A 21884-nucleotide genomic window follows, 5' to 3' on the forward strand; every position below is an offset into this window, starting at 1 on the left:
CCCACGCCGGCTTGAGGGAGCGCCAGCGACCGAAGCCCTGACATGGCAGGACACTCCGCTGGTTGAGCCGAAACCTCGACGAGCTACCCGGATACCCACTGTTCCGGGCGGCCCGGCGAGCGCTTAACAGCAATAAGCGCTAGACCCAGGGGTCTAGCGCTCGCTGCCTGTTGAACTCACCGCGGTGACGCGGTGAGTTCTCCGGCTTACTTCTTGTTGCGACGCTGGTGGCGAGTCTTACGAAGCAACTTACGGTGCTTCTTCTTCGCCATACGCTTGCGGCGCTTCTTAATTACAGAACCCACACAAACCTCACAAGATTTTGGATGACTGCGAATGCAGCCGACACGAAGTGCCCAGTCTACCGGATTCGGCGGCGTTCTCTCACCGCTTGTTCACGCACTGTCTGCGACATGGTGTTTCACGACGTCTTCGACAGCGGATTCGGGCACACGAAACGAGCGCCCGAAGCGGATCGCTGGCAGTTCTCCCGCGTGAACCAGGCGGTAAACGGTCATCTTCGAGACGCGCATCATCGCCGCAACTTCCGCAACGGTCAGAAAGCGCACATCGGAAAGATCACGGGCCATGATTCCTCGTTCGTCCCCCAGGCGGGCTCCCGGGTGAGCCCTCGCGCACTGTGCTCGTGTGACGGGTGTGACTCGAGTGACGCGTGCGCGTGACGAAACTATAGGCCCCAACCCCCGGGTTGTCTAGCGCATGCGAAGCATGCGAAAGGCGGCAGCCCAAATCTCAGGCAATCTGAGGACAGTGACCGCTGCTCGCTCGGTTTGGCCCGGTTTCGACAAGCTCAACCAACTATTGCTCGCCCGGTTTCGACAAACTCAACCAACGACTGCTCGTCGAGCAACGCAGGCGACTACTCGTACCGACGCCACTTCTTGGGCGCGACGTCCTTGACGGCGGCGCTGACCTTGACGGATGTGTCGGCGAAGGCCTTGCCGAGCGCGGTCGCGAACGCCCGCTGCTCGTCTTTGAGGCCGGCATCCGCAAAGTCGCCCTCGCGCACCACGGCGTCGAAGTCGACGCTCAGGAACGGGATCAGCCAGTCTTCGATGGCCTCGAGTGGCGAGTGGTCGAGGTGGTAGTAGCGGTGCTGCCCTTCCTCGCGCACGGCGACCAGCCCGGCTTCGCGCAGCACCTTGAGGTGCTTGGAGACGGTGGGCTGGCTCAGCCCGAGTTCGGCGACAATCTCCGAAACACTGATCTCCCCTGCGGCATCTGCGCTGGTGTTGTGCTTCTCCAACAGGATGCCAAGAATGTCGCGTCGGGTTGGGTCTGCTACCACGTCAAAGATGTCCGCCATGGCTCAAGGGTAGTCACTCCCCGTGGGGAGTACCATGACCATTCGACACAGAGCGTGTCTGCTGGAGGGATTTCAATGGGGACTGCGGTGCGCCGACAGTACGCCCCGCTCACGTTGCGCTCGATTCCAGGGCGCATTCGCGACGGGCTGTCTTCCTTCGCCGGGCATTCGCCGTCCCGTTTTGCGATCTTCATCTTCACGGCGCTCGTGCTGCTCTTCACGCTGCTGTTCTCGCTGCCGATCGCCGCGGCGGACGGCAAGGTCACCCCGCTGCCAGACGCGCTTTTCACCGCTGTCTCAGTGATCTGCGTCACCGGGCTCTCGACCGTCAACATGGCAACGCACTGGTCGGATTTCGGCGACGTCCTCGTCTTCATCGGTGTGAACATCGGTGGAATCGGCGTGCTCACGCTCGCGTCGATCCTCGGCATGGTCATCAGCCGCCGGCTCGGCCTGCGCGCCAAGCTGATGGCCGCCAGCGACACGAACCCCAGCCGCCTGCACGTCGGACCGGTCAACGAGGGCCAGACCGTTCGCCTCGGCGAGGTCGGCAACCTGTTGGCGACGGTCGCGGTGAGCGCCCTGGCCATCGAGGCCATCGTTGCGCTCGTGCTCTTCCCCCGCATGCTCGCCGTCCAGGTGCCGGTCGGCGAGGCGGCCTGGCACAGCCTGTACTACGCGGCAATGGCGTTCACGAACACGGGCTTCAACCCCAACCCGGAGGGGCTCACGCCCTGGGCAGACGACTTCGTCTTCCTCAGCGCCCTCATGTTCGGCGTCATCCTCGGAGCCATCGGCTTCCCCGTGATCTACGCGATCGCGCGCGGCTGGCGCAAGCCCCGCCGCTGGTCGGTGCACGTGAAGCTGACCCTGGTCACCTTCGGCCTGCTGCTCGTGGCCGGTGCCGCGCTCTACATCCTGCTCGAGTTCGACAACCCCAAGACCTTCGGCCACGACAACGCGGTCGACACGATCTTCCAGGCATTCTTCCTCTCGGCGATGACGAGATCCGGCGGCTTCTCGACGATCAACATCGCCGATCTGCACGGCTCCAGCCTGCTCGTCAGCGGCATGCTCATGTTCATCGGCGGCGGCTCGGCCTCCACCGCAGGCGGCATCAAGGTGACGACCCTCGCCGTGCTGTTCCTCGCCGCATTCGCCGAGGCCCGCGGCAACGAGTCGATGGAGGCCTTCGGCCGGCGCATCCCCCGCGACATCCTCCGCCTGGCCGTCAGCGTCGTGCTCTGGGGCGCGACGATCGTCGCCGTGTCGAGCATCGCGATCCTGCAGATCACCAAGGCGCCGTTCGACTTCGTGCTCTTCGACGTGATCTCCGCCTTCGCAACCTGTGGACTCTCGACGGGGCTCACCGCCGAGCTGCCGCCGGAGGGCGTCTACGTCATGGCCCTGACCATGTTCATGGGCCGCATTGGTACAGTGACACTCGCGGCAGCGCTGGCTTCCAGCGTGCGCCGCCAGCTGTTCAAACGCCCTGAAGAGAGGCCCATCGTTGGTTGATCGCAATAAGCACGACGCCCCGGTGCTCGTCATCGGACTCGGTCGCTTCGGTGCCGCAACCGCCGGCCAGCTCGACCGGCTCGGTCGCGAGGTGCTCGTCGTCGACGACAGCGCCGCCCTCGTGCAGAAGTGGGCGGAGCGGGTCACGCACGCCGTCCAGGCCGACGCCCGCTCCATCGACGCACTGCGCCAGATCGGTGCCCAGGACTTCTCCGTCGCCGTCTGCGCCGTCGGCTCCTCTGTTGAGGCCAGCGTGCTGATCACGGCGAACCTCGTCGACCTCGGCATCCCACAGATCTGGGCCAAGGCCATCTCTCAGTCGCACGGCAAGATCCTCGAGCGCATCGGCGCCAACCACGTCATCTACCCCGAGGCCGAGGCCGGCGAGCGCACCGCGCACCTGGTGAGCGGCCGCATGCTCGACTTCATCGAGTTCGACGACGACTTCGCGCTCGTGAAGATGTACCCGCCGAAGCCGATCCGCGGCATGTCGCTGACCGATTCCGGTGTGCGCACCAAGCACCGCATCACCGTCGTCGGCGTGAAGAGCCCCGGGCGCCCGTTCACCTACGCGACGGCAGACACCGTGGTCTCCAACCACGACCTCATCATCGCTTCAGGCACCGAGGGCGACCTCGAGCGCTTCGCCGCGCTCTAGCCGGCGGCGAGCTCGCGGGCACGGGCGAGAGCGGCATCCGTCGCCTCGTCGAAGAGCGCGGTGAGGCCTGCACCCTCCAGCACGGCAATTGCGCGCTCCGTCGTGCCCTTCGGGCTGGTGACCCGGCGGCGCAGCTCAGCCGGGTTTTCGCCGGATGCCGCGAGCAACTCGCTGGCGCCGAGGAAGGTGTCGTTGACCATCAGCGCGGCCTGCTCCGGCGTGAAGCCCTTCGCGACCGCCGTGGCCGTGAGCTGCTCGATCAGGTAGAAAACGTAGGCGGGCCCGGACCCGGAGATCGTGCTGAGGGCGTCGATCTGCTCCTCGGGAATCACGAGCACGGAGCCGACGGTCTCAAAGAGCGCGACGGCGAGCGCCAGCTGTTCCGCGCTTGACCGACTGCCGGCGGAGAGGCCGGTGACGGCACGGCCGACGACGGCCGGCGTGTTCGGCATCGAGCGGATCACCGCGACGCCCTGCGGCAGCAGCGACTCAAAGGTCGCGATCGTGACGCCGGCCGCCACGCTGACGACGAGCGTGCCCGGTTCCAGCGCATCCGCGATCTCGGTGAGCAGATCGGGCACCATGGCCGGCTTGACGGCCACGACGACGATCGCAGCGCCACGCACGGCTGCGCGGTTCGCCTCTGGGTCGTTCTCGGTCGCGAAGGCCGTGACGCCGTCCAGCGCGGCGAGTTCGGCCGCCTTCGCGGCGCTGCGGTTGGTGGTGCGGATGCCGCCATCGACGACGACTTCGGGCTTCAGCAGCCCCGCGAGGACGGCCCCGGCCATCGATCCGGCACCGAGAAACGCGATTGTGGGCAGGTGTGTTGTAGTCACGCCACCATCCTAGGATTGCTCCATGAGTGCATCGGGTGGAAACAGGGCGATCATCGCGGCCTTCCTCGCTAATACGGGAATCGCAATCACCAAATTCATTGCGGCGGCCCTATCGGGTTCGTCCTCAATGCTTGCCGAGGGCGTGCACTCCGTCGCGGATGCCGGCAACCAGCTGCTCCTGCTGCTCGGCGGCCGCAAGGCCAAGCGCAAGGCCAACGCCGAGCACCCGTTCGGCTTCGGCCGCGAGCGCTACGTCTACGCCTTCGTCGTCTCGATCATCCTGTTCTCCGTCGGTGGCGTGTTCTCGCTCTACGAGGGCTTCAGCAAGCTGCAGGATCCGCACCCGCTCGACCCGGCGTGGTGGTGGCTGCCGATCGTCGTGCTGCTGATTGCGATCGTGTTGGAATCGTTCTCGCTGCGCACCGCCGTCAAAGAGAGCAACCACGTGCGCGGCAAGCAGGGCTGGGTCGCGTTCGTCCGCCACGCCAAGGCGCCGGAACTGCCCGTCGTACTTCTGGAAGATGTGGCCGCTCTCGTCGGTCTGGTGTTCGCCCTCATCGGTGTCGGTCTGACGGCCATTACCGGGAACGGTGTCTACGACGCTGTCGGAACGCTGTTCATCGGTCTGCTCCTCATCGCCGTGGCGATCGTTCTCGGCATCGAAACCAAGAGCCTGCTGGTGGGCGAGGGCGCGAACCCGGCGGACGCCGTGGCCATCGAGGACGCCATCCTCGCGGGCACGGAGCACGAGGGCATCATCCACATGAAGACGCTCTACCTCGGCCCGGATGAGCTCATGGTCGGAGCCAAGATCGCGTTCTCGGCCGAGAAGCGCTTCGCCGATGTCGCCACCGGCATCGACGCCATCGAGGCTCGCATCCGCGTCGCCGTGCCGATTGCCAGGGTCATCTACCTCGAACCGGACGTCTACTCGAAGTTCAACGGGCCCAACCCGCCGACCGACACCTTCGTGATCAAGGGACTCGAGTAAGCCATGAGTGAGACCGCAGGCCGCACCGCCCTTGTGTTGCGCCACGACGAGACGATTCACCTGGGCAATCTGCTGCCCGTGCTGGCCGAGCACGGCTACTCGGTCGTCGTCGTCGACACGCCAGGCGCGGACTTCGACGCCATCGATCCCGCCGCGGCCGACCTGCTGATCGTGCTCGGCGGCGACATGGGCGTCTACGAGAGCGAGGAGCACCCGTACCTCGTCGACGAGATCGCCCTCATCCGCGCGCGCATCGACGCCGAGCGCCCGGTCTTCGGGGTGTGCCTCGGCGCCCAGCTCATGGCGGAATCGCTCGGCGGCCGCGTCTTCAAGGGCGAGAGCAACGAGATCGGCTACCGCAGCGTGGAACCGACACCGGAGGGCGCCGAGTCGCCGCTCCGCCACATCGCGGGCGTGCCCGTGATGCAGTGGCACAGTGACACCTTCGAGCTGCCGGCCGGCGTCACCCGCCTCGCCGGGTCGAGCGCGTACAACAACGAGGCCTTCGGCATCGACAACTGGGCGCTGGCCGTGCAGTTCCATCCCGAGGTCACCGCCGAGATGCACGAACAGTGGGTGGATGCCAGTGCGGGCGAGTTGATCGCAGAGGGCATCGACGCCGAGGCACTCCGGGCCGACAACGCCCGCCACAATGCAGCCATGCAGCTGGCCTCGCGCAAGCTCTTCGGCGAGTACCTCGACGGGCTCCCCACCGCCCGGTGACGCGCTCAGCGAGGCAGGATCGCCGCCGCTAGGGGCGCCTCGCCGGATCCGCGAAGAAGTCGGTGAGCATCGCGGCGCATGCGGCCTCCTCGACCCCGGCGAAGACCTCGACGCGGTGTTGCAGCCGGCGGTCGCGCAGCACGTCGTAGACCGAGCCCGATGCCCCCGCCTTGTCGTCCCACGCGCCGAATACGACGACGGGCACCCGCGCGGCCAGGATCGCGCCTGCACACATCACGCACGGCTCCAGCGTGACGACGAGGGTGCACCCCTCGAGCCGCCAGTCGCCGCGCGCGGTCGTGGCCGAGCGGATCGCCACGATCTCGGCGTGCGCCGTCGGATCGCTCAGCAGCTCGCGCTCGTTGCGTCCGGTGGCGATCACGGCGCCTGTGTCATCGATCAGAACGGCCCCGACGGGCACGTCTCCCGTGGCCAGCGCCGCCTCCGCTTCGGCGATGGCGCGCTGCATCCACTCGCTGTGCTCGGTGCCTTGACTCATGATCTCCTCCGGAACGACGGATTGCGCCTCACAGGAGGGCATGGCCGAACTAGGATTGAGCCTATGCGAGTCCACGTTGCAGACCACCCGCTCATCACGCACAAGCTGACGGTGCTGCGCGATAAGAACACCCCATCGCCGGTGTTCCGCTCGCTCACCGAAGAGCTCATGACCCTCCTGGCGTACGAGGGCACGCGCAATGTGCGCGTCGAGCCCGTCACCATCCAGACCCCGGTCGCCGAGACCGAGGGCGTGCGGATCGGCGACCCGAAGCCTCTGATCGTTCCGATCCTGCGCGCGGGGCTCGGCATGCTCGAGGGCATGGTCAAGCTCGTTCCGACCGCTGAGGTCGGCTTCCTCGGCATGGCACGCGACGAAGAGACGCTGGAGCCGACGACCTACGCCGAGCGCCTGCCAGAGGACCTCTCCGACCGCCAGTGCTTCGTGCTCGACCCGATGCTGGCCACGGGCGGTTCGCTCGCCGCAGCGATCGAGTTCCTGTTCGCACGCGGCGCCAAGGACATCACCGCCATCTGCATCCTGGGCACGCCGGAGGGCCTGGAGGCCGTCGAGACGGCCATGGCCGGCCGCGAGGTCACCATCGTCCTCGGCGCGCTCGACGAGCGTCTCAACGAGCACGGTTACATCGTCCCCGGACTCGGCGACGCGGGTGACCGCCTCTACGGCACGGTCTGATCCACGCCCCAAATCCCCTGGTCTGACGAACTGAGTCAGACCCTCTGACCCTCTGACCCTCATTCACTGACCTCGAGTCGTTGATTTCGATTCACTGACTTCGAATCACAGACTTCGAATCACAGACTTCGAATCACAGACGGCAGCGCGCTCCGGCGCGCTGCCGTCTGCATACCCGCCGTGCACACGGCCGGGCGCACAGCTGGGCGTGCGGGGTTCACCCCGCGATGCGCGAAGCTTCTTCGACGAGCGACGCGCCGCCCTCGCTTTCTTTCACGAATATCCGATGAAATTCGTTTCGGTCGAGAATCATGCGAGCAATCGGCGATCCGTCATGGATCGTGCCGCCCATGCGCTGCGCGAGCGCACGCTATGCATGACGAATTGCGACTTTTTGCGTCACTGAATTGACACCCGCCGTAACACTCTGTTGACTACAGCACATGACAACGAACGCTCACCCCCTGACCTCCCCCGAGGCCCAGAGGACTACCGGGATGATGATGCCCGGTGGTGCAGCTATGTGTTGTCGAATGTGCCGCTGATCCGCGAACCATTGCCGAGATCGCACTGACCGGGCCGAGAGCCCAGCAGACGACCTTCCGAAGCCCCGCACACGGACAGCTTCTCCCCGGCGCTGACATCTGATCGTCAGAACGCCAGCAGCAGCGCTGCACATTCATCGAACCTCCAGCTCGACGTCATCCGTCGACCGCTGACCGACCCTCGCTCTGAGGCCGGCGGCGAGAGCGTATCCGCTCGGGGTTCCCCAGCCTCACATCATCCAAAGGACCCCTCATGTCGATCGCACAGCTCGCCCCCGCTCCCGCCCAGACCACCCGCCCCGCACTGAGCCTGGCTCCGGCGCCGAGCCCCGCACCGCGCATCCGCGCCGTTCCAGAGGGAACCGAGGCCCGCGGCTTCGTGCTCTACGTCGGACTCGACGAGGCCAAGGCCGCCGCGGCAGGCACGAGCCTGCACCGCATCGTCGAGGCCATCAAGGAACTCACCGGCGAGATCGCGCCGAGCGCGCAGACATACGCCGCCGTCGCCCTGGCCCCCGCCGGTGCAGGCGGACGTGACGTCGACGTCGTGCGGCTCGCGCTGCAGGACCCGGCTGCGCTCGCGAAGCACCGTCAGCTCGACGAATCGGACGCCGACCGTCACCCGGCCGGCGTGATCGTCGACATCAGCCGCAAGCGTGTGCTGCTCGACGGCGACGCCGCAGCGCTGACCTACAAGGAGTTCGAGCTGCTGCAGTACCTCGTGCTGCGCGAGGGCCGCACGATCGACCGCGCAGAGCTCATCAGCTCGCTCTGGAACGCCGATGAGGACGAGGTGCCCAACGAGCGCACCATCGACGTCCACGTGCGTCGTCTGCGCTCCAAGCTCGGCGGCTACGAGGACATCGTGCGCACCGTGCGCGGCGTCGGCTACCGCTTCGACCGTCACGCCGACGTGTCGATCCGCCAGGCATCGACCCCCAGCCCCGACTTCTTCTAGGCCCAGCCTCCGCTCCAGTCCTCAGCTGCGGCGCCGCCTGACGCCCTGGTACACGCGCATGAGCTGCGGAACCACGAGGTACACGGCAAGCGGCACAACGACGATCGAGAGCACGAAGGCGCGGGCGACCGGGTTCCAGTCGCCCGCGAACGGCTCGATCGCGTAGAAGCCGATGCTGACGAGCGGGAAGATCGCCAGCCAGGTGATGAGCGCCCGCGCGTGAACAGACGGTGGGCGCTGGGTTCCGGCCGGGGCCGTCCCGGAGATGTTCTGAGTCATGGTGGGTTCCTGTCGTTGAGTGTTGAGGGCGGGTCCGGCTACAGCCGGGCGGCGGATGCCAGGTCGAGGTCCTTCTCGAGAAGCCAGCCGTTGATGGCGATGGCGGCCGTGCTGCCTGCACCGGCAGCACTGATCACCTGGGCTCCCGGCGTGACCACATTGCCTGCGGCCCAGACGCCGGGAACGCTGCTCTGGCCCGCGGAATCGACGGCGACGAGCCCGGTTGCCTCGTCCTCTGCGCAGCCGAGGGAGCGCAGGAGCGCATCGTGTGCGCGGGGCACGGGTGCGACGAACACCGCGTCGCAGGCGAAGGCGCGTCCATCGACGAGGGCGACCCCGTCGAGCGTGTCCGGTCGACCGAGGCACGTCGCGACGACGCCGTCGACGAGCTGCACCCCGAAGGATTCGAGCCGGGCGCGTTCGGCATCCGTCAGCTCGATGCCGTTGCTGACAAAGCTCACGCGATCGCTGTACCGGCGGAGCAGGCCGGCTTGTTTGATCGACATGGCCCTGGCCGCGCCGCCGATCACGACGAGCGCCTGACCGCGCACCTCGTAGCCGTGGCAGTACGGGCAATGGTGCACGAGGGTGCCCCACCGTTCCATCACGCCGGGGATGTCGGGGATCTCGTCGCTCAGCCCGGTCGCGACCAGCACCGCTCGCGCCGTGGCGACGGAGCCATCCGCCATCGTCACGGTGAAGCCATGGTCGGCGTCGCCCGCGAGCGCGGCCGCCGAGCCCGCGCGCACGATTCCTCCCGCGTCCATCACCTCACGGCGGCCCACCTCGGCCAACTCGGCAGGCGGCATGCCGTCCCGCGAGAGGAAACCGTGCATCTCGCGTGCCGCGGCATTGCGCGGCTCGCCGGAATCGAGAAGCAGCACCCGGGCCTGGGCCCGTGCCAGTACGAGCCCGGCACTCAGGCCAGCGGCACCCGCCCCGAGAATGATCACATCGTGGTGTGTTGTCGTTGTCATGGTCACCACCTCCGCACCCACGATGACAGCGGCAGAGCCCAGACTGGGACTCCTGTTGCCAAAACAGGAACAGGCTGATTCGATGGGGCCATGAGTGCGACCCTCCGAGTCACCGCCGAGCTGGAACAGATCGCCCCGCGCCTGCGCCGCATCCGGCAAAAGAAGAACCTCACCCTGGATGAGCTCGCGGCCGCGACCGGGATCTCGAAGAGCACGCTGTCCCGGCTCGAATCCGGGCAGAGGAAGCCGAGCCTGGAGCTGCTGCTGCCGATCGCGGCGGCGCTGGCCGTTCCGCTCGATCAGATCGTGACGGCGCCACGGATCGAGGACCCGCGGGTACAGCGCACATCGACGCGCGCGGACGGCAGGGTGCTCACTCCGCTCTCGCAACACCAGGGCGAACCGCAGGCGTACAAGGTCGAGATCCCGTCGTCGGAGCGGGTCGTCGACCTCAAGACGCACGGCGGCCACGAGTGGCTCTACGTGCTACACGGCAGGCTCCGGCTCGTGCTCGGCGAGCACGACATCGTGCTCGGGCCGGGTGAGGCCGCCGAGTTCGACACCCAGAATCCACACTGGTTCGGATCGACGGGATCCGGCCCGGTCGAGATCCTCAGCATGTTCGGCAAACAGGGTGAGCGCATTCACCTGCGCGCCCGCAGCACGGGAACCGCGCACTGATGGGCCGCATTGTCAGCGCGAGTTTGGCCTGAGAGACCTGTCGATTGAGCTCAGCCGCCCGGAGGCGAGGGGGCAACGGACGCAGTCCTGTTGGCATTGAATACCCAATTTCGGTAGACCACGAATCGGAATGTGGAGCCGAGCAGCAGCCCGACGACGTTGGCCGAGATGTTGTCGGCAACTGAGGAGTGCAGCCCAAGCGCGTAGTGCGATATCCAGAGGCAGAGAAGAGCAATTGCACCGCCCGCCAGACTCACCATTCCAAACTCGATTGCCTCGCGCACGGCCTCCGATCGTTTGCTCTCGCGAAATGTGAGCCATCGATTGCCGATCCAATTGGCTGCAATCGCGACCACGGTGGAGGTGGATTTGGCGTAGAGCGGACCCCCGGACACAACGTGTGCGGAGAATACGGTGAGGCTGAGCAGGTTGAACACACCAACGTCGAGCAAGAAGCCAGCGCCACCGATCACGGCAAAGCTCAGCAACTGATGCAACAGCGTTCTCCGCGCCAGACCCAGCTGCGAAGGCGACGCCACAACCTGACTAGGCATGTACATGGTCGGTCTCCGGCGTGGTCGGGCTGCGCCGCAGTCGTTCGGGGATCGACGTCAATCCCCACCGGGTGACCAGCAGCATTGCTTCGAGCACAATGCCTGCGCTCATTTTTGAGACGCCGAGTTGGCGTTCGGCAAAGCTGATGGGCACCTCGGTCACGCGAAGCCCGGATCGCACCGCACGCCAGAGAAGCTCAACCTGGAAGCCATAGCCGTGGCTGATCTGACTGCTCGATAGCAACGCCGTCAGGGCCTCAGCTCGATACGCCCGGTATCCGCCGGTGACGTCGCGTTGCGGGATGCCGAGTGCGACGCGCGCGTAGGCGCTGCCACCACGCGAGAGCAGATGGCGGGAGAGTGGCCAGCCAACCACCTCCCCACCGGCAACCCAGCGGGAACCGACGACAACGTCCGCGTTCTCGAGAGCGGCCAGCAGGCCCGGCAGTTGCTCTGGCCTGTGCGAACCGTCGGCATCCATCTCGACGATCACGTCGCAACCGTGCAATGACGCCCATGCGAAGCCGGCACGGTAGGCCTCGCCCAGTCCGTTCTTCTGGCTGCGGTGGAGCACGTGGACGAGCTCGTCACGAGCCGCGATGCGATCGGCGAGCTCGCCGGTACCGTCCGGGGAGTCGTCGTCGACAATCAGAAGCTCAGTGTCGGGAGAGGCAGCGCGCAATCGGTTCGCTATTGCTTCGATGTTTGCGCACTCGTTGTAGGTGGGCATGACCACAATTGTTCGACACACGATCACTCCTTGCTCAGTTTGTAGACAACCATCCGATGCACCGGGAAGGTTGCTTGAAGGGCGTATCCGCGCCCCTGCAGCGCGTTCACATCGGGATGTCCGGCACCAAGTTCAACGACCCACACGGTCGGGTGGAACGCCAATCGGTCACCCAGCTCCGCAACCGGTATGACCTGATCCCACAGCGCGTCGCGCTGCGCGAAGGGAGCGACGAGCCCTATGTCGTCGAGCCCTGCGAACAGTTTCGGGTAGAGATCGATGGCCAGCCGGGGTGAACGCGACGGTTTGGTCTGTTGGTCGAAGACCACCGCATCGCCGCGGGTCGCATGGGACGCGACGAGCTGCGCCGTCTGCCGCAGGTCGCTGCCGCCGTCTTTGGCGAATGGGCTGCGCTGGGCGAGGTAGCCGGGAGTGATCGCAGCGACGAGTGAGGCGGTAATCACCACGGCGATGAGCGAGCGGATGTGGACGGAACGGACTCGCGAGAGAAGCGCCTCGACGCCCCTGGCCATCAGGAGAGCGACCGCTGGGGCACAGAATGCGAGGTAGCGCAGATTGTAGACCGGAGTCACCCACGCGTTGGCGGCAAGCAGCAGCGCCGTCGGTGCGATCAGCCAGGCAGTCAGCACCAGCCCGGCCGCGCGATCGCTACTTCCCCGCCGCAGGAGGAGAACGATGGACAGCGCAATGAGCGGCCACGCGAGAAGGGCAAACAGCGGCGTACCGAACCATTGCCCGACGAGAACCGAGTGGGCCGTCGCGTAGTTGCGATGTGCCAGAAAGTCGATCTGTTCTCGTTCAAAGAAGCCGAGCACCAGGATGGGGAGCATGAGAAGGACGGCGAGCAGCAGCGCGCGCAGCCAGCGCCGCCACACAGCGTGAGGGGCGCGGTGGCCGATCACCGCAGCCAGGTGCACGAGCACCAGCAACACGAGAAAGAGAAAGAGGTAGACGCTGGCGGCGAGCCCGACGGCGTAGAGAACCCAGAACCGCCTGCGTGACTCGTTGCGCCGGATCAGGGCGATCAGTGCAACAGTGATCCACACTGCGGCCGCCATGCCCATGGCATAGGAGCGCGCCTCGATGCCCATTCTGGTCACAATCGGAAGGACGGCGAAGAGGGCACCCGCAAACACGCCGGTGCGCGTCCAGAACAGCTGTCGCCCCAGTGCGACGATTCCGGCTGCGGCGAGCCCGACGGAGATCGCACTGGGGACGCGCACCGCGACTTCTGAGGTGCCGAACAGCTGCATCCAGAGATGCAAGAAGACGTAGTAAACGCCATGGACCGCGTCGATGTGACCGAGGACGCCCAAGAGGCTCGGCAGCGAGCGGGATCCGGTCAACACGCTGGCGGCCTCATCACCCCAGAAGGACGGCGTGGCGATGCCAATGAGCGAAATGCTCGCAGCAAGCGCGCCGACTCCCACCGCTGCGAGGCGGGCGCGCTTCGCTCGCCCATCGCTTGCTTCTGGGCTATCGGGCCCGGGGCCCCGACCAGACGCGAAGAGGGTCGTGGTGACCATGTCTGCCCCTTCTCCTGGGCTTTTCACCATCGTGGGAGTGCGGGCTGGGCCGTCGGTGGGAGCCGGCCGAAGTTTCCTGAGAGGACGTACAGAAAGGCATTCATGGACATGATTCTGTGAAGTCGCTCAGGATTCCTGTCTCGCTGGCCCAGCATCGTCGCAGCTATCGCCTCCACGGTGAAGCGCATGACAAATTCTCTGAGTTCGACTCTCGTGAGCGATCTGCTCCGCAGCAAGGTGCCCCAGGTGACCTTGGCGTTCTGGGTCATCAAGGTGTTCTCCACCACCGTGGGCGAAACGGCCGCCGACTACCTCAACAGTGAACTGGGCCTGGGCCTCGCGATGACCTCCCTGGTTGTCGGTGCGCTCTTCCTGATTTCATTGGCCGTGCAGTTCGCCACGCGGCGCTATTCTCCGAGCGCATATTGGTCGACGGTTGTCCTCATCAGCGTGGTTGGAACACTCATCACCGACAACCTCACCGATGTCGCAGGAGTACCGCTGTTGGCCTCCACCCTGGCCTTCTCGGCGTTGCTCGCCGCTACCTTCACAGCCTGGTACTCCAGCGAGAAGACGCTTTCGATCCATTCGATCGTGACACCGAGGCGGGAAGCTTTCTACTGGCTCGCGATCTTGTTCACCTTTGCACTTGGCACGGCGGTCGGTGACCTCCTCGGCGAGGCGTTGGGGCTCGGCTACCTGGTCTCCGCGGTGTTGTTCGCCGTCGCCATCGCGGTCGTCGCCGTGGCGTTCTTCGCGTTCAAAGCCAATGCGGTGTTGTGCTTCTGGATCGCCTACGTGCTCACTCGGCCCCTCGGGGCCTCCCTCGGTGATCTTGCTTCGCAGGCGCCGTCGGACGGAGGCATGGGGTTGGGCACAACGGTCACGAGCGCCATCTTCCTCGTCGTCATCGTCGCCCTGGTCGGATACCTCACCGTGAAGATTCGCGGCCAACGTTCACTGCTGGGCGCGACGAAACTGAGTCGACGCCTTTCGCCGGCCACAGATCATTCATCGGGCCGCGGCGACATCGACGTCGAAGGTGCGGTGTAGCGTGTGAGCATCAGGAGGGTGCAGCGTGCGAATTCTTGTTGTCGATGACGAACCAGAGATGACGGCGTTGCTGGCGCGAGGACTAGGGGCCGGGGGCCACCACGTGACCGAGGCTCCCGACGGTATCGCCGCAATGAGCGAGGTCGTCCGCGGTAACTTCGAGGTGGCCATCGTCGACGTGATGTTGCCAGGCATGTCGGGATTCGAACTCAGCCGACGTCTCAAGAGCCACGACGCCACGATGGCCGTGATCCTCCTGACCGCACGCCATTCCATCGATGATCGGGTACGCGGGCTCGACTCCGGGGCAGACGACTACATGGTCAAGCCTTTCAACATTGCCGAGCTTGCTGCACGAATCCGAGCCGTGCGCAGACGAGATGCGCTGCACCATCCGGCACGTATTGAAGTGGGTGATCTCACACTCGACCTCCAGCGCCACCGCGCGCGAATCGGCGAGAGTGAACTCGCTCTCAGCCGCACCGAGTTCGATGTGCTGCGAGCCCTCGCGCTGCAGAACGGGGAGACGGTGAGCCGCGCCGTGCTGCTCGACCAGGTATGGGAAACCAGTGACCATATCGATCCCAACATCGTTGACCAGTATGTGAGCTACCTGCGTCGCAAGTTGGAGAGCAGCGCGGCTGGAGTCCGGATCGTGACCACGCGTGGCGTGGGGTTCTCGCTGAGTACCAGCGCAGAATGATGGGCGGTCACCTCGCGATCCGCACGCGCATAGCGGGTGGCAGCCTCATCATCGCCGTGCTGATGTCGATCGTTGCGGGGATCATCCTCAACTCGCAGATCGAACGTATTGTGCGCGAGGGCACTGTCGCCGTGCTGGAAAGCGAGAGCGCACCGTACGTAGTGGCGCTCAGCACCGAGCCTTCAGAACCCTTCGACAGCCCAGGCCCCACCCAGCATGTAGCAGTGGTTGCGCCGGATGGGAGCACTCCACTCAACACTCTGCCTCACAGCATCTCAGCTCGGCTTCCGTCGCTGACCCAGCATCCGGGAGCCACGGCGGTACACGTTGGCACCGCCGAATTCATTGTGTTGGTAACGCCGGTCGAACTCAATGGAGAAACCTGGCACGTGGTGGCAGCGAGCAGCGACGTGCAGGAAGTGACGGTCCTCGGGCAGATGCGCATGCTGCTCATCGTGGGCCTCGCTGTCATCTCACTCGGCGTCGGTGTCACCGCATGGCTGCTCACCTCGGCGTCACTTGCCCCCGTGCAACAGCTGCGGCTCAGCGCGCAGAAACTCAGCGCCGCCGATTCCGGTGAGTTGCTTCCAGTCGGTACCGCGAACGATGAGATCTCCCACCTCGCAGCCACGCTCAATGAGCTCATCACCAGACTGCGTGCATCGGCCAGCCGCGAACGCCAACTTGTCGCAGACGCAAGCCATGAACTACGAACTCCGATTGCGATCCTCACCACCCAGCTTCAGCTCGCGGCAGACACCTCCGCCCCTGTGGAACAGCTGGTCGAAGACATCGAGGGCGCCAGACGCAACGTCGCGCGACTCTCGACGCTCGTCACCTCGCTGCTGGAACTCTCCAGCTACGAGGCGGCCTCCGCTCGCGGCACCTCAACGGCGGCGGAGCTCGAAGGCGAGGCAATAGATGCCGTGGAGCGTGCAGCATTTCGCGCCGCGGACAGCGGCATTCATGTCAGCTTTCTCGGGCCATCGGGCTCAAGGCAAGGCGCGGCGGAAGACTCCAACGCGGCCCGCTTCCCTATTCGCGCCGAGGACTTTGGTCGAGTGCTCGACAATCTCTGCAGCAACTCGCTGCAGGCGATGAAAGCCAGTGACGCGCCGTTGAGCCCCAGGCTCCTCGAAGTGCGGATGCTGCAGTCCGGCGAAGCGCGCGACACGGTGACGTTTACGGTGAGCGATACCGGTGGTGGCCTTGCCCCCGATTTCGAGGCTCGCGCCTTCGAACGCTTCTCCCGCGAGGACGAATCGCGTGCCCACGGCGGGGCGGGTCTCGGCCTCGCGATAGTAGCCGCGATCGTCACGAATGCCGGCGGCGAAGTCGAACTCTCGAATCACTTCGGGACCGGTGTGGACGTGAGCATTACGCTTCGCGCGCTCCGGCAGGATGATTCACCTTCCCGGTAGGACGTCGGCGACGGGCGACAACTCGGGTGACATGGCCACGGAGTGGGCCAGTTCCGCCCCTCGACAAACTCGCAGAAAAATAACGATCAGATAACTAGCGTTCGTTACCGCTTCGTTATATATTCAAAGAGCGCCAGTTGTTTGCTGTGGCAGCTGGCGCAGAATGTGATTGCAGGACACTCTTGGTGCAAAGGGAGAGGGTCGGTCGTTAGCCTCAACGACCGGCCCTCAGTCACGTTAACCGCCCCGAATGCCTATTCTTAGGCTGGGGAGGCGCAATGAGCCAGAGAACAGAGGCAGTCGCCGCGTGGGAATCACTTTTCCGTGCCCAGGTGAGCGTGATGCGCACCCTCGCGGCCGAGTTCCCCTCGCGCGAGATCTCACTCAATGAGTACGACGTGATGTTCAGCCTGAGCAGACAGCCGGGGCGGCGCTCGCGCCTGCGCGAACTCACCCGGCACATGCTGCTCACCCAGCCGAGCGTCAGCCGTCTCGTCGACCGCATGTGCGCCCGCGGGCTGCTCGAGAAGGAGCACGACCCGGATGACGGCCGCGGGGCCGTGATCGTGCTGACGGATGCCGGCTACGCCCTGTTCCGCGAGGTCGCCGTCTCACACATGGACTCGATCACCCGCCGAGTCGGCGGCGCGCTCGATTCGAGTGAGATGGCCCAGCTGGCCGCACTCTGCGACAAACTGCGGGGCAACGGCACCACCGCCTGAACCCGCCGGCGGGCATGACAATGGGACGGAGGCCCTACCCCCCGCCCCATTGCGGCGTCCCTCGCAGGATGCCTCTCAAACAGGCGACCCGAACATTGCCTGCCGAGCGCGAACACACCGCATCACCGAGGGTGAACGGTGCCCGGCCCAGGGGCGAGAGGCTGCGGGCAGTCCGCTCCGTCGAACGTCAGACGGAAATGGGGAATGCTGCGCGCGGCAGGCGCGCGCGGTCACCGCGCGTGCTGACGTGTGGAGTTCGGGCTCCATAGCCTGTTGCCTTTCGGGTCGGCGACAGTGGCTCGGCACGTCGCCGATGGCGACGCGTCAGGTCAACTGCGTGCGCGATCTGGGTGGATCAACGCACACTGCGATGATAAACCCGGCGCCACCCATTCGGGTAGCACCGATTCAGCGACTGCCGACGAGCGCTCCCTGCGCCTCGGCCAAGCCGGCACGCCACGCCGAGTCGAGCGCCTCGCGCTCCTCGGTGCTCAGCTCGGCACGGAAGGCCGCAGCGAGTCCGGCCCAGCGCACGGCCGACTGGGCACGCACCTTCTCACCGGTGAACCCGGATTCGCGCACGGCGGCAAGGAAGCTCTCGTCGATGCGTGCCGCAACGGCGCCGCCCTCGTCGAGCCGGGCCACGTGCTCCCGGCCCTGGCGATAGGCCGGACCGCGAGCGGTGCGCTGCGCCGCGGCCTGTGCTGATGCGATCAGCGCGATCTCCTCGGCGGTGAGCGACTCAACTTGCTTCAAAAATGCGTCCACAACGAACTCCTCTCTCGTGAACCGTAACCGCCCACCCTAGCAAGTTTCGATCTTTTTTTCCTGATCAGATACGAGATGCTTTCCAATGGGGAATGGGCTATGGTCTTCGGAAGCTCACCGCACGATGAGAAGGAGTGATGTTCATGGCCGGGAAATCCCCCAAGGGCAACAACGCAAAGAAGGCCCCGCAGCTCTCGCTGAAGGACAAGAGAGCAGCCAAGCGCGAGGAGAAGTCCGACACCGGATTCATCAAGCCCCGCAAGGGCCACTAGACACGACAGACCGGGGCCGGCGCATGCGCGCCGACCCCGGTCTTGTCTGTGCTGCGGTGGTTACGCCCGCGGGGCGTCGCCGGGATCCGACGGCCCACCCGATGCGTCGTGCGTCGGCACCGAGCCGGTGCCTGCCCCGACGAGATCGGCTGCGTCGCGGCCACTGGCCCCGCCTGCACGCTGGGCGGCCTCCAGCGCCTCGGCCTCCGCTCCGGAGATCGCCTCACCGCGGGCGACCATTCCGGCCTGGTCGGAGAGTGGGATCTGCTTGAGGAACAGCGCGAAGACGAAGGCGATCAGGATGAACGGGATCAGGTACCAGAACACCGGCGCCAGCGACTCGGCGTAGGCATTCACGATCGCGTCGCGCACGGGCTCCGGCAGCTGCGAGAGCGTCTGCGGGTCGAGCGTTGCCGTGGCGCTGCCGACATCCGTTGCGCCCGCCGCGGTGAAGATCGCCGTGAGATTCTCCGAGAGGCGCGTCGTGAAGAGCGCACCAAAGATCGCGACACCGAGCGACGCACCCACCTCACGGAAGTAGTTGTTCGTGCTCGTGGCGGTGCCGACGATCTCCGGGTCCACGGCGTTCTGCACGACGAGCACGACGACCTGCATGATGAGGCCGAGACCGGCCCCGAACACGAACAGGTAAACGCAGATCAGCCAGATCGGCGTCGACGCGGCGAGCGTGGTCATGGCCGTCATCGTCAGAGCCGTCACGAGCGCGCCCACGATCGGGTAGATCTTGTACTTGCCCGACTTGGTGATGGCGATACCGGACCAGATCGACGTACCCATCATGCCGACCATCATCGGGAGCATGAGCAGGCCGGATGCCGCAGCCGAGGTGCCCGACGACATCTGCAGGAAGGTCGGCACGAAGGCGATCGCCGCGAACATGCCGAGGCCGAGGGTGAAGCCGATCGCCGTCGCGTTGATGAAGATCGGGTTGCGGAACAGGCCGAGCGGGATGATCGGGTCCTCAGCGCGCGACTCGATCCAGATGAACGTGGCGACCGCGGCCAGGAAGCCGGCACCGAGCATCCACGTCTCGAGGGCATCCCAGCCGAAGTCGGACCTGCCGCCGAAGTCGGTGAAGAAGATGAGCAGCGTGGTGGCGAGCGAGAGAGTGACGACGCCGGCGATGTCGATGCGCTTCGTGGCCTTCTTGTTGGGGATGGTCAGAGCGAACCAGGCGATCGCGAAGGCCGCGATGCCGATGGGGATGTTGATGTAGAACGCCCACTGCCACGTCATGTGGTCGACGAAGAAGCCGCCGAGCAGCGGTCCGGCGATGGCCGAGAGGCCGAAGATGGCGCCGAGCGGGCCGAGGTACTTGCCGCGCTCGGAGGCGGGCACGATGTCGGCGATGATCGCTTGCGAGAGGATCATGAGGCCACCGCCGCCGAGGCCCTGCATGGCGCGGAAGGCGACGAACATCCAGAAGTTGTCGGAGAAGGCGGCACCGACCGAGGCGAGCGTGAACAGCGCGATCGCGATCAGGAACAGGTTGCGCCGGCCGAGAACGTCACCGAACTTGCCGTAGATCGGCATCACGATGGTCGTGGCGAGCAGGTAGGCCGTGGTGATCCAGGCCTGGTGCTCGACGCCTCCGAGCTGGCCGACGATGGTCGGCATTGCGGTGGAGACGATCGTCTGGTCGAGGCTGGAGAGCATCATTCCGGCGATGAGCGCCGAGAAGATGATCCAGATTCGTCGTTGGGTGAGCAGGAGGGGCTGCTCGGTCGCTGCTGCGGTCATGCGCTTCTTTCGTTGGGGGTTCGTGTGCGTTCGCGGCTACGCGCTGAGCGTCGCGGCGAAGAGTCTCTTGGTGGCATCCGCGGAGCTCAGCAGGTGGCTGGCGAAGGATGCCGTGTTCTCGGGGCGGAAGTAGAGGCCGGCCGCGCGGCGCACCATGACGCTGACGACACCGACGGCCATCTCGGCGATCGGGTCACCCTCCGGCAGGCCTTCACGTGTGCAGATGATGCCGGCGAGCAGCCGCTCCATCTCAGCACCCTCCCGGAGGAACTTGCCGAGCAGCTGCGGCTCGCGGGCGATCACCGCCTCCGGCGTCGTGATGTCTTGGCCGTCGGCGGCGAACTCCTCGAGGGTGACGATCACCATGGCGATCAGGTCGTCGATCAGGCTCGGTGAGATCCCCTGGCAGTCGGCCGGTCGGGCGTTGATGAAGGTGGTGAGGTGCTCGATGGGGATGCCGTCATCGCGGTGACCGAGCACCGCATCCTCTTTCGCGGCGAAGTAGTTGAAGAATGTGCGGCGGGAAACGCCGACGACCTCGCAGAGCTCCTCGACGGTGAAACCGTGCAGCCCGCGCTCGATGGTGAGGCGGCGCGCATTGCTCGTGAGCTCCCTGCGGGTGCGCTCCATGCGGCGCTCACGCGGGCCGGGCGCCGGGGCATCCGCCACAGTCTTTGCACTATCAATCACAAAGTGCAATTATGCACGAACTTGCCCAGAGTGCAAAAACAGCCCCCGGAGCGAACTCCGGGGGCTGCTGTTATGGTGCGGCGGAACCTAGTACCAGTTCATCGACTGCGAGTGGGCCCAGGCCGCGGACGGGCTGCCGTATCCGCGGGCGATGTAGTCGAGGCCCCAGGCGATCTGGGTGGCGGCGTTGGTCTCCCAGTCGGCGCCGGCCGAGGCCATCTTGCTGCCGGGCAGCGACTGCGGGATGCCGGTGGCGCCGCTGGATGCGTTGTAGGCGGTGTACGACCAGCCCGACTCCTTCTGCCAGAGCTTTTCGAGGGCGGCGAACTGGTCCTCGCCCCAGCCGTACTTCTCGGCGGCCATGGTGCGTGCGACCTCGCGGGCGCCCTCCGGGGTGTTGTTGGCGGCGAGCTGGGCGGCAGCGGCGGCAGCGGCGGCGATGGCCGCCTCGTGCTCGGACACGGCGGCCTGCACGGCGCTGATCTCCGACTGCGTCTGCTTCGTGAGCGTGGTCACGTCGTCAAGCGGGAGCAACTCGAAGCCCTCAAGCGATGCGACGGATGCCGCGAGCGGCGCCGCGTCGACCTTGCCCTCGGCACTGGCGAGCGTGACTCCTGCGGCATCGATCGTCACCTTGGCCGAGCTCGCGGCGTGCGCCTTTGCGATCCCGGAGTAGACGCCGGCCCGATCGCTGCGGTCGGCGGCGCTGGCGTTCAGGGCCGCCGTCTCCTGCAGGGCGGCGTTGTGGGTGGCGACGCCATTGATGGCGAATCCCGAGCCCGCGATCGCACCGATCGCGAGCACACCTCCGGCCATGAGCAGCCTTCGACGCGAGCGACGGCGCCGGGTCAGCCGGTGGCGGGAGAGTTCCGCGGGTTCGGCCTTGGCAGGGCTGGTTGGGTTGGCGGTTGGCGATGTCGAGAGCGAATCAGGCTGCATAACTGGAGAGAAATCTTTTCGTTTGGCGGCGGCGCC

General features: G+C 65.9%; 27 protein-coding genes. 12 read left to right on the forward strand and 15 right to left on the reverse strand.

What is annotated here, in order from left to right:
• Positions 1-206: 206 nt before the first annotated feature.
• The 3 genes from EV379_RS15135 to EV379_RS15145 form a co-directional block, all read right to left on the reverse strand.
• Positions 207-305, reverse strand: a complete 99-nt coding sequence (locus tag EV379_RS15135) for a 30S ribosomal protein bS22 (protein WP_003792170.1) — start codon at positions 303-305, stop codon at positions 207-209.
• A 90-nt stretch (positions 306-395) separates the two neighbouring features.
• The gene (locus EV379_RS15140) at positions 396-590 is read right to left on the reverse strand and encodes a helix-turn-helix domain-containing protein (RefSeq protein WP_055840752.1); all 195 of its coding nucleotides are present in this window, start codon (positions 588-590) and stop codon (positions 396-398) included.
• 290 nt (positions 591-880) lie between these two features.
• On the reverse strand, positions 881-1327 hold the full coding sequence (locus EV379_RS15145) for an ArsR/SmtB family transcription factor (protein WP_055840756.1): 447 nt from the start codon (positions 1325-1327) through the stop codon (positions 881-883).
• Positions 1328-1402: 75 nt separating this feature from the next.
• Here EV379_RS15145 and EV379_RS15150 point away from each other — a divergent pair, with 75 nt between their 5' ends.
• Positions 1403-2845, forward strand: coding sequence for a TrkH family potassium uptake protein (locus EV379_RS15150; protein ID WP_130506870.1), 1443 nt, complete (start codon positions 1403-1405; stop codon positions 2843-2845).
• Complete coding sequence (locus EV379_RS15155) at positions 2838-3503, forward strand: potassium channel family protein (protein WP_055840761.1); 666 nt, start codon at positions 2838-2840, stop codon at positions 3501-3503. Before EV379_RS15150 ends, EV379_RS15155 begins: the two co-directional genes overlap by 8 nt.
• Here the strand turns inward: EV379_RS15155 and proC are convergent.
• Positions 3500-4339 carry a pyrroline-5-carboxylate reductase gene (proC, locus tag EV379_RS15160; protein WP_278044044.1) on the reverse strand — a complete coding sequence of 280 codons (840 nt, stop codon included), beginning with the start codon at positions 4337-4339 and terminating at the stop codon, positions 3500-3502. The two genes, EV379_RS15155 and proC, sit on opposite strands and share 4 nt — an antisense overlap.
• A 22-nt stretch (positions 4340-4361) precedes the next feature.
• Here proC and EV379_RS15165 point away from each other — a divergent pair, with 22 nt between their 5' ends.
• Both EV379_RS15165 and EV379_RS15170 read left to right on the forward strand, forming a co-directional pair.
• Entirely contained in the window at positions 4362-5330 is a 969-nt protein-coding gene (locus tag EV379_RS15165; protein WP_130506871.1) for a cation diffusion facilitator family transporter, read from the forward strand.
• 3 nt (positions 5331-5333) lie between these two features.
• On the forward strand, positions 5334-6053 hold the full coding sequence (locus EV379_RS15170; protein ID WP_130506872.1) for a glutamine amidotransferase-related protein: 720 nt from the start codon (positions 5334-5336) through the stop codon (positions 6051-6053).
• A gap of 28 nt (positions 6054-6081) precedes the next feature.
• On the opposite strand, the gene tadA is transcribed toward EV379_RS15170, so the two are convergent.
• Complete coding sequence (gene tadA / locus EV379_RS15175) at positions 6082-6552, reverse strand: tRNA adenosine(34) deaminase TadA (protein ID WP_207226274.1); 471 nt, start codon at positions 6550-6552, stop codon at positions 6082-6084.
• A gap of 63 nt (positions 6553-6615) precedes the next feature.
• Here tadA and upp point away from each other — a divergent pair, with 63 nt between their 5' ends.
• Entirely contained in the window at positions 6616-7248 is a 633-nt protein-coding gene (upp, locus tag EV379_RS15180; protein ID WP_130506873.1) for a uracil phosphoribosyltransferase, read from the forward strand.
• Positions 7249-7465: 217 nt separating this feature from the next.
• Here the strand turns inward: upp and EV379_RS17555 are convergent, their stop codons facing one another.
• Positions 7466-7600 carry a hypothetical protein gene (locus EV379_RS17555; protein ID WP_278044045.1) on the reverse strand — a complete coding sequence of 45 codons (135 nt, stop codon included), beginning with the start codon at positions 7598-7600 and terminating at the stop codon, positions 7466-7468.
• A gap of 446 nt (positions 7601-8046) precedes the next feature.
• On the opposite strand from EV379_RS17555, the gene EV379_RS15185 reads away from it, so the two are divergent.
• On the forward strand, positions 8047-8751 hold the full coding sequence (locus tag EV379_RS15185) for a winged helix-turn-helix domain-containing protein (RefSeq protein ID WP_130506874.1): 705 nt from the start codon (positions 8047-8049) through the stop codon (positions 8749-8751).
• Between the two features lie 21 nt (positions 8752-8772).
• Here the strand turns inward: EV379_RS15185 and EV379_RS15190 are convergent, their stop codons facing one another.
• Together EV379_RS15190 and EV379_RS15195 are read right to left on the reverse strand one after the other, a co-directional pair.
• Positions 8773-9030: a putative antibiotic biosynthesis monooxygenase gene (locus EV379_RS15190; protein WP_130506875.1), complete on the reverse strand. Its 258-nt coding sequence runs from the start codon at positions 9028-9030 to the stop codon at positions 8773-8775.
• Positions 9031-9068: 38 nt separating this feature from the next.
• Positions 9069-10007: an NAD(P)/FAD-dependent oxidoreductase gene (locus EV379_RS15195; RefSeq protein ID WP_130506876.1), complete on the reverse strand. Its 939-nt coding sequence runs from the start codon at positions 10005-10007 to the stop codon at positions 9069-9071.
• Positions 10008-10097: 90 nt separating this feature from the next.
• On the opposite strand from EV379_RS15195, the gene EV379_RS15200 reads away from it, so the two are divergent.
• A complete protein-coding gene (locus tag EV379_RS15200) occupies positions 10098-10688 on the forward strand; it encodes a helix-turn-helix domain-containing protein (RefSeq protein ID WP_130506877.1) in 591 nt (196 codons plus the stop codon).
• A gap of 50 nt (positions 10689-10738) precedes the next feature.
• On the opposite strand, the gene EV379_RS15205 is transcribed toward EV379_RS15200, so the two are convergent.
• From EV379_RS15205 to EV379_RS15215, 3 genes are read right to left on the reverse strand one after another with little or no spacing between them, the layout of a single operon-like run.
• Positions 10739-11248: a GtrA family protein gene (locus tag EV379_RS15205; protein WP_242616402.1), complete on the reverse strand. Its 510-nt coding sequence runs from the start codon at positions 11246-11248 to the stop codon at positions 10739-10741.
• Positions 11235-11972, reverse strand: a complete 738-nt coding sequence (locus tag EV379_RS15210) for a polyprenol monophosphomannose synthase (protein WP_130506878.1) — start codon at positions 11970-11972, stop codon at positions 11235-11237. The genes EV379_RS15205 and EV379_RS15210 overlap by 14 nt, the downstream gene beginning before the upstream one ends.
• Before the next feature lie 23 nt (positions 11973-11995).
• The gene (locus tag EV379_RS15215; protein ID WP_165397386.1) at positions 11996-13519 is read right to left on the reverse strand and encodes a glycosyltransferase family 39 protein; all 1524 of its coding nucleotides are present in this window, start codon (positions 13517-13519) and stop codon (positions 11996-11998) included.
• 213 nt (positions 13520-13732) lie between these two features.
• Here EV379_RS15215 and EV379_RS15220 point away from each other — a divergent pair, with 213 nt between their 5' ends.
• The 4 genes from EV379_RS15220 to EV379_RS15235 all read left to right on the forward strand — a co-directional run bounded on the left by EV379_RS15220 (position 13733) and on the right by EV379_RS15235 (position 17418).
• A complete protein-coding gene (locus tag EV379_RS15220; RefSeq protein WP_242616403.1) occupies positions 13733-14572 on the forward strand; it encodes a COG4705 family protein in 840 nt (279 codons plus the stop codon).
• A 25-nt stretch (positions 14573-14597) separates the two neighbouring features.
• Positions 14598-15275, forward strand: a complete 678-nt coding sequence (locus EV379_RS15225) for a response regulator transcription factor (RefSeq protein WP_242616404.1) — start codon at positions 14598-14600, stop codon at positions 15273-15275.
• Positions 15272-16696, forward strand: coding sequence for a sensor histidine kinase (locus tag EV379_RS15230; RefSeq protein ID WP_130506881.1), 1425 nt, complete (start codon positions 15272-15274; stop codon positions 16694-16696). Before EV379_RS15225 ends, EV379_RS15230 begins: the two co-directional genes overlap by 4 nt.
• Positions 16697-16974: 278 nt before the next feature.
• Positions 16975-17418, forward strand: coding sequence for a MarR family winged helix-turn-helix transcriptional regulator (locus tag EV379_RS15235; RefSeq protein ID WP_130506882.1), 444 nt, complete (start codon positions 16975-16977; stop codon positions 17416-17418).
• A 408-nt stretch (positions 17419-17826) separates the two neighbouring features.
• Here EV379_RS15235 and EV379_RS15240 read toward each other — a convergent pair whose 3' ends face one another.
• Entirely contained in the window at positions 17827-18186 is a 360-nt protein-coding gene (locus EV379_RS15240; RefSeq protein WP_130506883.1) for a hypothetical protein, read from the reverse strand.
• 143 nt (positions 18187-18329) lie between these two features.
• On the opposite strand from EV379_RS15240, the gene EV379_RS17560 reads away from it, so the two are divergent.
• A complete protein-coding gene (locus EV379_RS17560) occupies positions 18330-18458 on the forward strand; it encodes a hypothetical protein (protein ID WP_278044046.1) in 129 nt (42 codons plus the stop codon).
• Between the two features lie 60 nt (positions 18459-18518).
• Here the strand turns inward: EV379_RS17560 and EV379_RS15245 are convergent, their stop codons facing one another.
• The 3 genes from EV379_RS15245 to EV379_RS15255 all read right to left on the reverse strand — a co-directional run bounded on the left by EV379_RS15245 (position 18519) and on the right by EV379_RS15255 (position 21725).
• The gene (locus EV379_RS15245; protein ID WP_130506884.1) at positions 18519-20219 is read right to left on the reverse strand and encodes an MDR family MFS transporter; all 1701 of its coding nucleotides are present in this window, start codon (positions 20217-20219) and stop codon (positions 18519-18521) included.
• Between the two features lie 36 nt (positions 20220-20255).
• A complete protein-coding gene (locus tag EV379_RS15250; RefSeq protein ID WP_242616405.1) occupies positions 20256-20909 on the reverse strand; it encodes a TetR/AcrR family transcriptional regulator in 654 nt (217 codons plus the stop codon).
• An 87-nt stretch (positions 20910-20996) separates the two neighbouring features.
• Entirely contained in the window at positions 20997-21725 is a 729-nt protein-coding gene (locus EV379_RS15255) for an aggregation-promoting factor C-terminal-like domain-containing protein (RefSeq protein WP_242616406.1), read from the reverse strand.
• Positions 21726-21884 lie beyond the last annotated feature (159 nt).

Origin of the sequence: Microterricola gilva, assembly GCF_004217495.1 — a bacterium.
GTDB classification, from domain to species: Bacteria; Actinomycetota; Actinomycetes; order Actinomycetales; family Microbacteriaceae; genus Microterricola; species Microterricola gilva.

Coding starts and splice junctions, on each gene's coding strand:
- EV379_RS15235 (WP_130506882.1), top strand. CDS start 16,975: ATGAGCCAGAGAACAGAGGCAGTCGCCGCGTGGGAATCACTTTTCCGT.
- EV379_RS15165 (WP_130506871.1), top strand. CDS start 4,362: ATGAGTGCATCGGGTGGAAACAGGGCGATCATCGCGGCCTTCCTCGCT.
- EV379_RS15215 (WP_165397386.1), bottom strand. CDS start 13,519: ATGGTCACCACGACCCTCTTCGCGTCTGGTCGGGGCCCCGGGCCCGAT.
- EV379_RS15195 (WP_130506876.1), bottom strand. CDS start 10,007: ATGACAACGACAACACACCACGATGTGATCATTCTCGGGGCGGGTGCC.
- EV379_RS17560 (WP_278044046.1), top strand. CDS start 18,330: ATGGCCGGGAAATCCCCCAAGGGCAACAACGCAAAGAAGGCCCCGCAG.
- EV379_RS17555 (WP_278044045.1), bottom strand. CDS start 7,600: ATGGGCGGCACGATCCATGACGGATCGCCGATTGCTCGCATGATTCTC.
- tadA (WP_207226274.1), bottom strand. CDS start 6,552: ATGAGTCAAGGCACCGAGCACAGCGAGTGGATGCAGCGCGCCATCGCC.
- EV379_RS15185 (WP_130506874.1), top strand. CDS start 8,047: ATGTCGATCGCACAGCTCGCCCCCGCTCCCGCCCAGACCACCCGCCCC.
- upp (WP_130506873.1), top strand. CDS start 6,616: ATGCGAGTCCACGTTGCAGACCACCCGCTCATCACGCACAAGCTGACG.
- EV379_RS15140 (WP_055840752.1), bottom strand. CDS start 590: ATGGCCCGTGATCTTTCCGATGTGCGCTTTCTGACCGTTGCGGAAGTT.
- EV379_RS15145 (WP_055840756.1), bottom strand. CDS start 1,327: ATGGCGGACATCTTTGACGTGGTAGCAGACCCAACCCGACGCGACATT.
- EV379_RS15170 (WP_130506872.1), top strand. CDS start 5,334: ATGAGTGAGACCGCAGGCCGCACCGCCCTTGTGTTGCGCCACGACGAG.
- EV379_RS15150 (WP_130506870.1), top strand. CDS start 1,403: ATGGGGACTGCGGTGCGCCGACAGTACGCCCCGCTCACGTTGCGCTCG.
- EV379_RS15255 (WP_242616406.1), bottom strand. CDS start 21,725: ATGGCCGGAGGTGTGCTCGCGATCGGTGCGATCGCGGGCTCGGGATTC.
- EV379_RS15200 (WP_130506877.1), top strand. CDS start 10,098: ATGAGTGCGACCCTCCGAGTCACCGCCGAGCTGGAACAGATCGCCCCG.
- EV379_RS15205 (WP_242616402.1), bottom strand. CDS start 11,248: ATGTACATGCCTAGTCAGGTTGTGGCGTCGCCTTCGCAGCTGGGTCTG.
- EV379_RS15245 (WP_130506884.1), bottom strand. CDS start 20,219: ATGACCGCAGCAGCGACCGAGCAGCCCCTCCTGCTCACCCAACGACGA.
- EV379_RS15230 (WP_130506881.1), top strand. CDS start 15,272: ATGATGGGCGGTCACCTCGCGATCCGCACGCGCATAGCGGGTGGCAGC.
- EV379_RS15190 (WP_130506875.1), bottom strand. CDS start 9,030: ATGACTCAGAACATCTCCGGGACGGCCCCGGCCGGAACCCAGCGCCCA.
- EV379_RS15210 (WP_130506878.1), bottom strand. CDS start 11,972: ATGCCCACCTACAACGAGTGCGCAAACATCGAAGCAATAGCGAACCGA.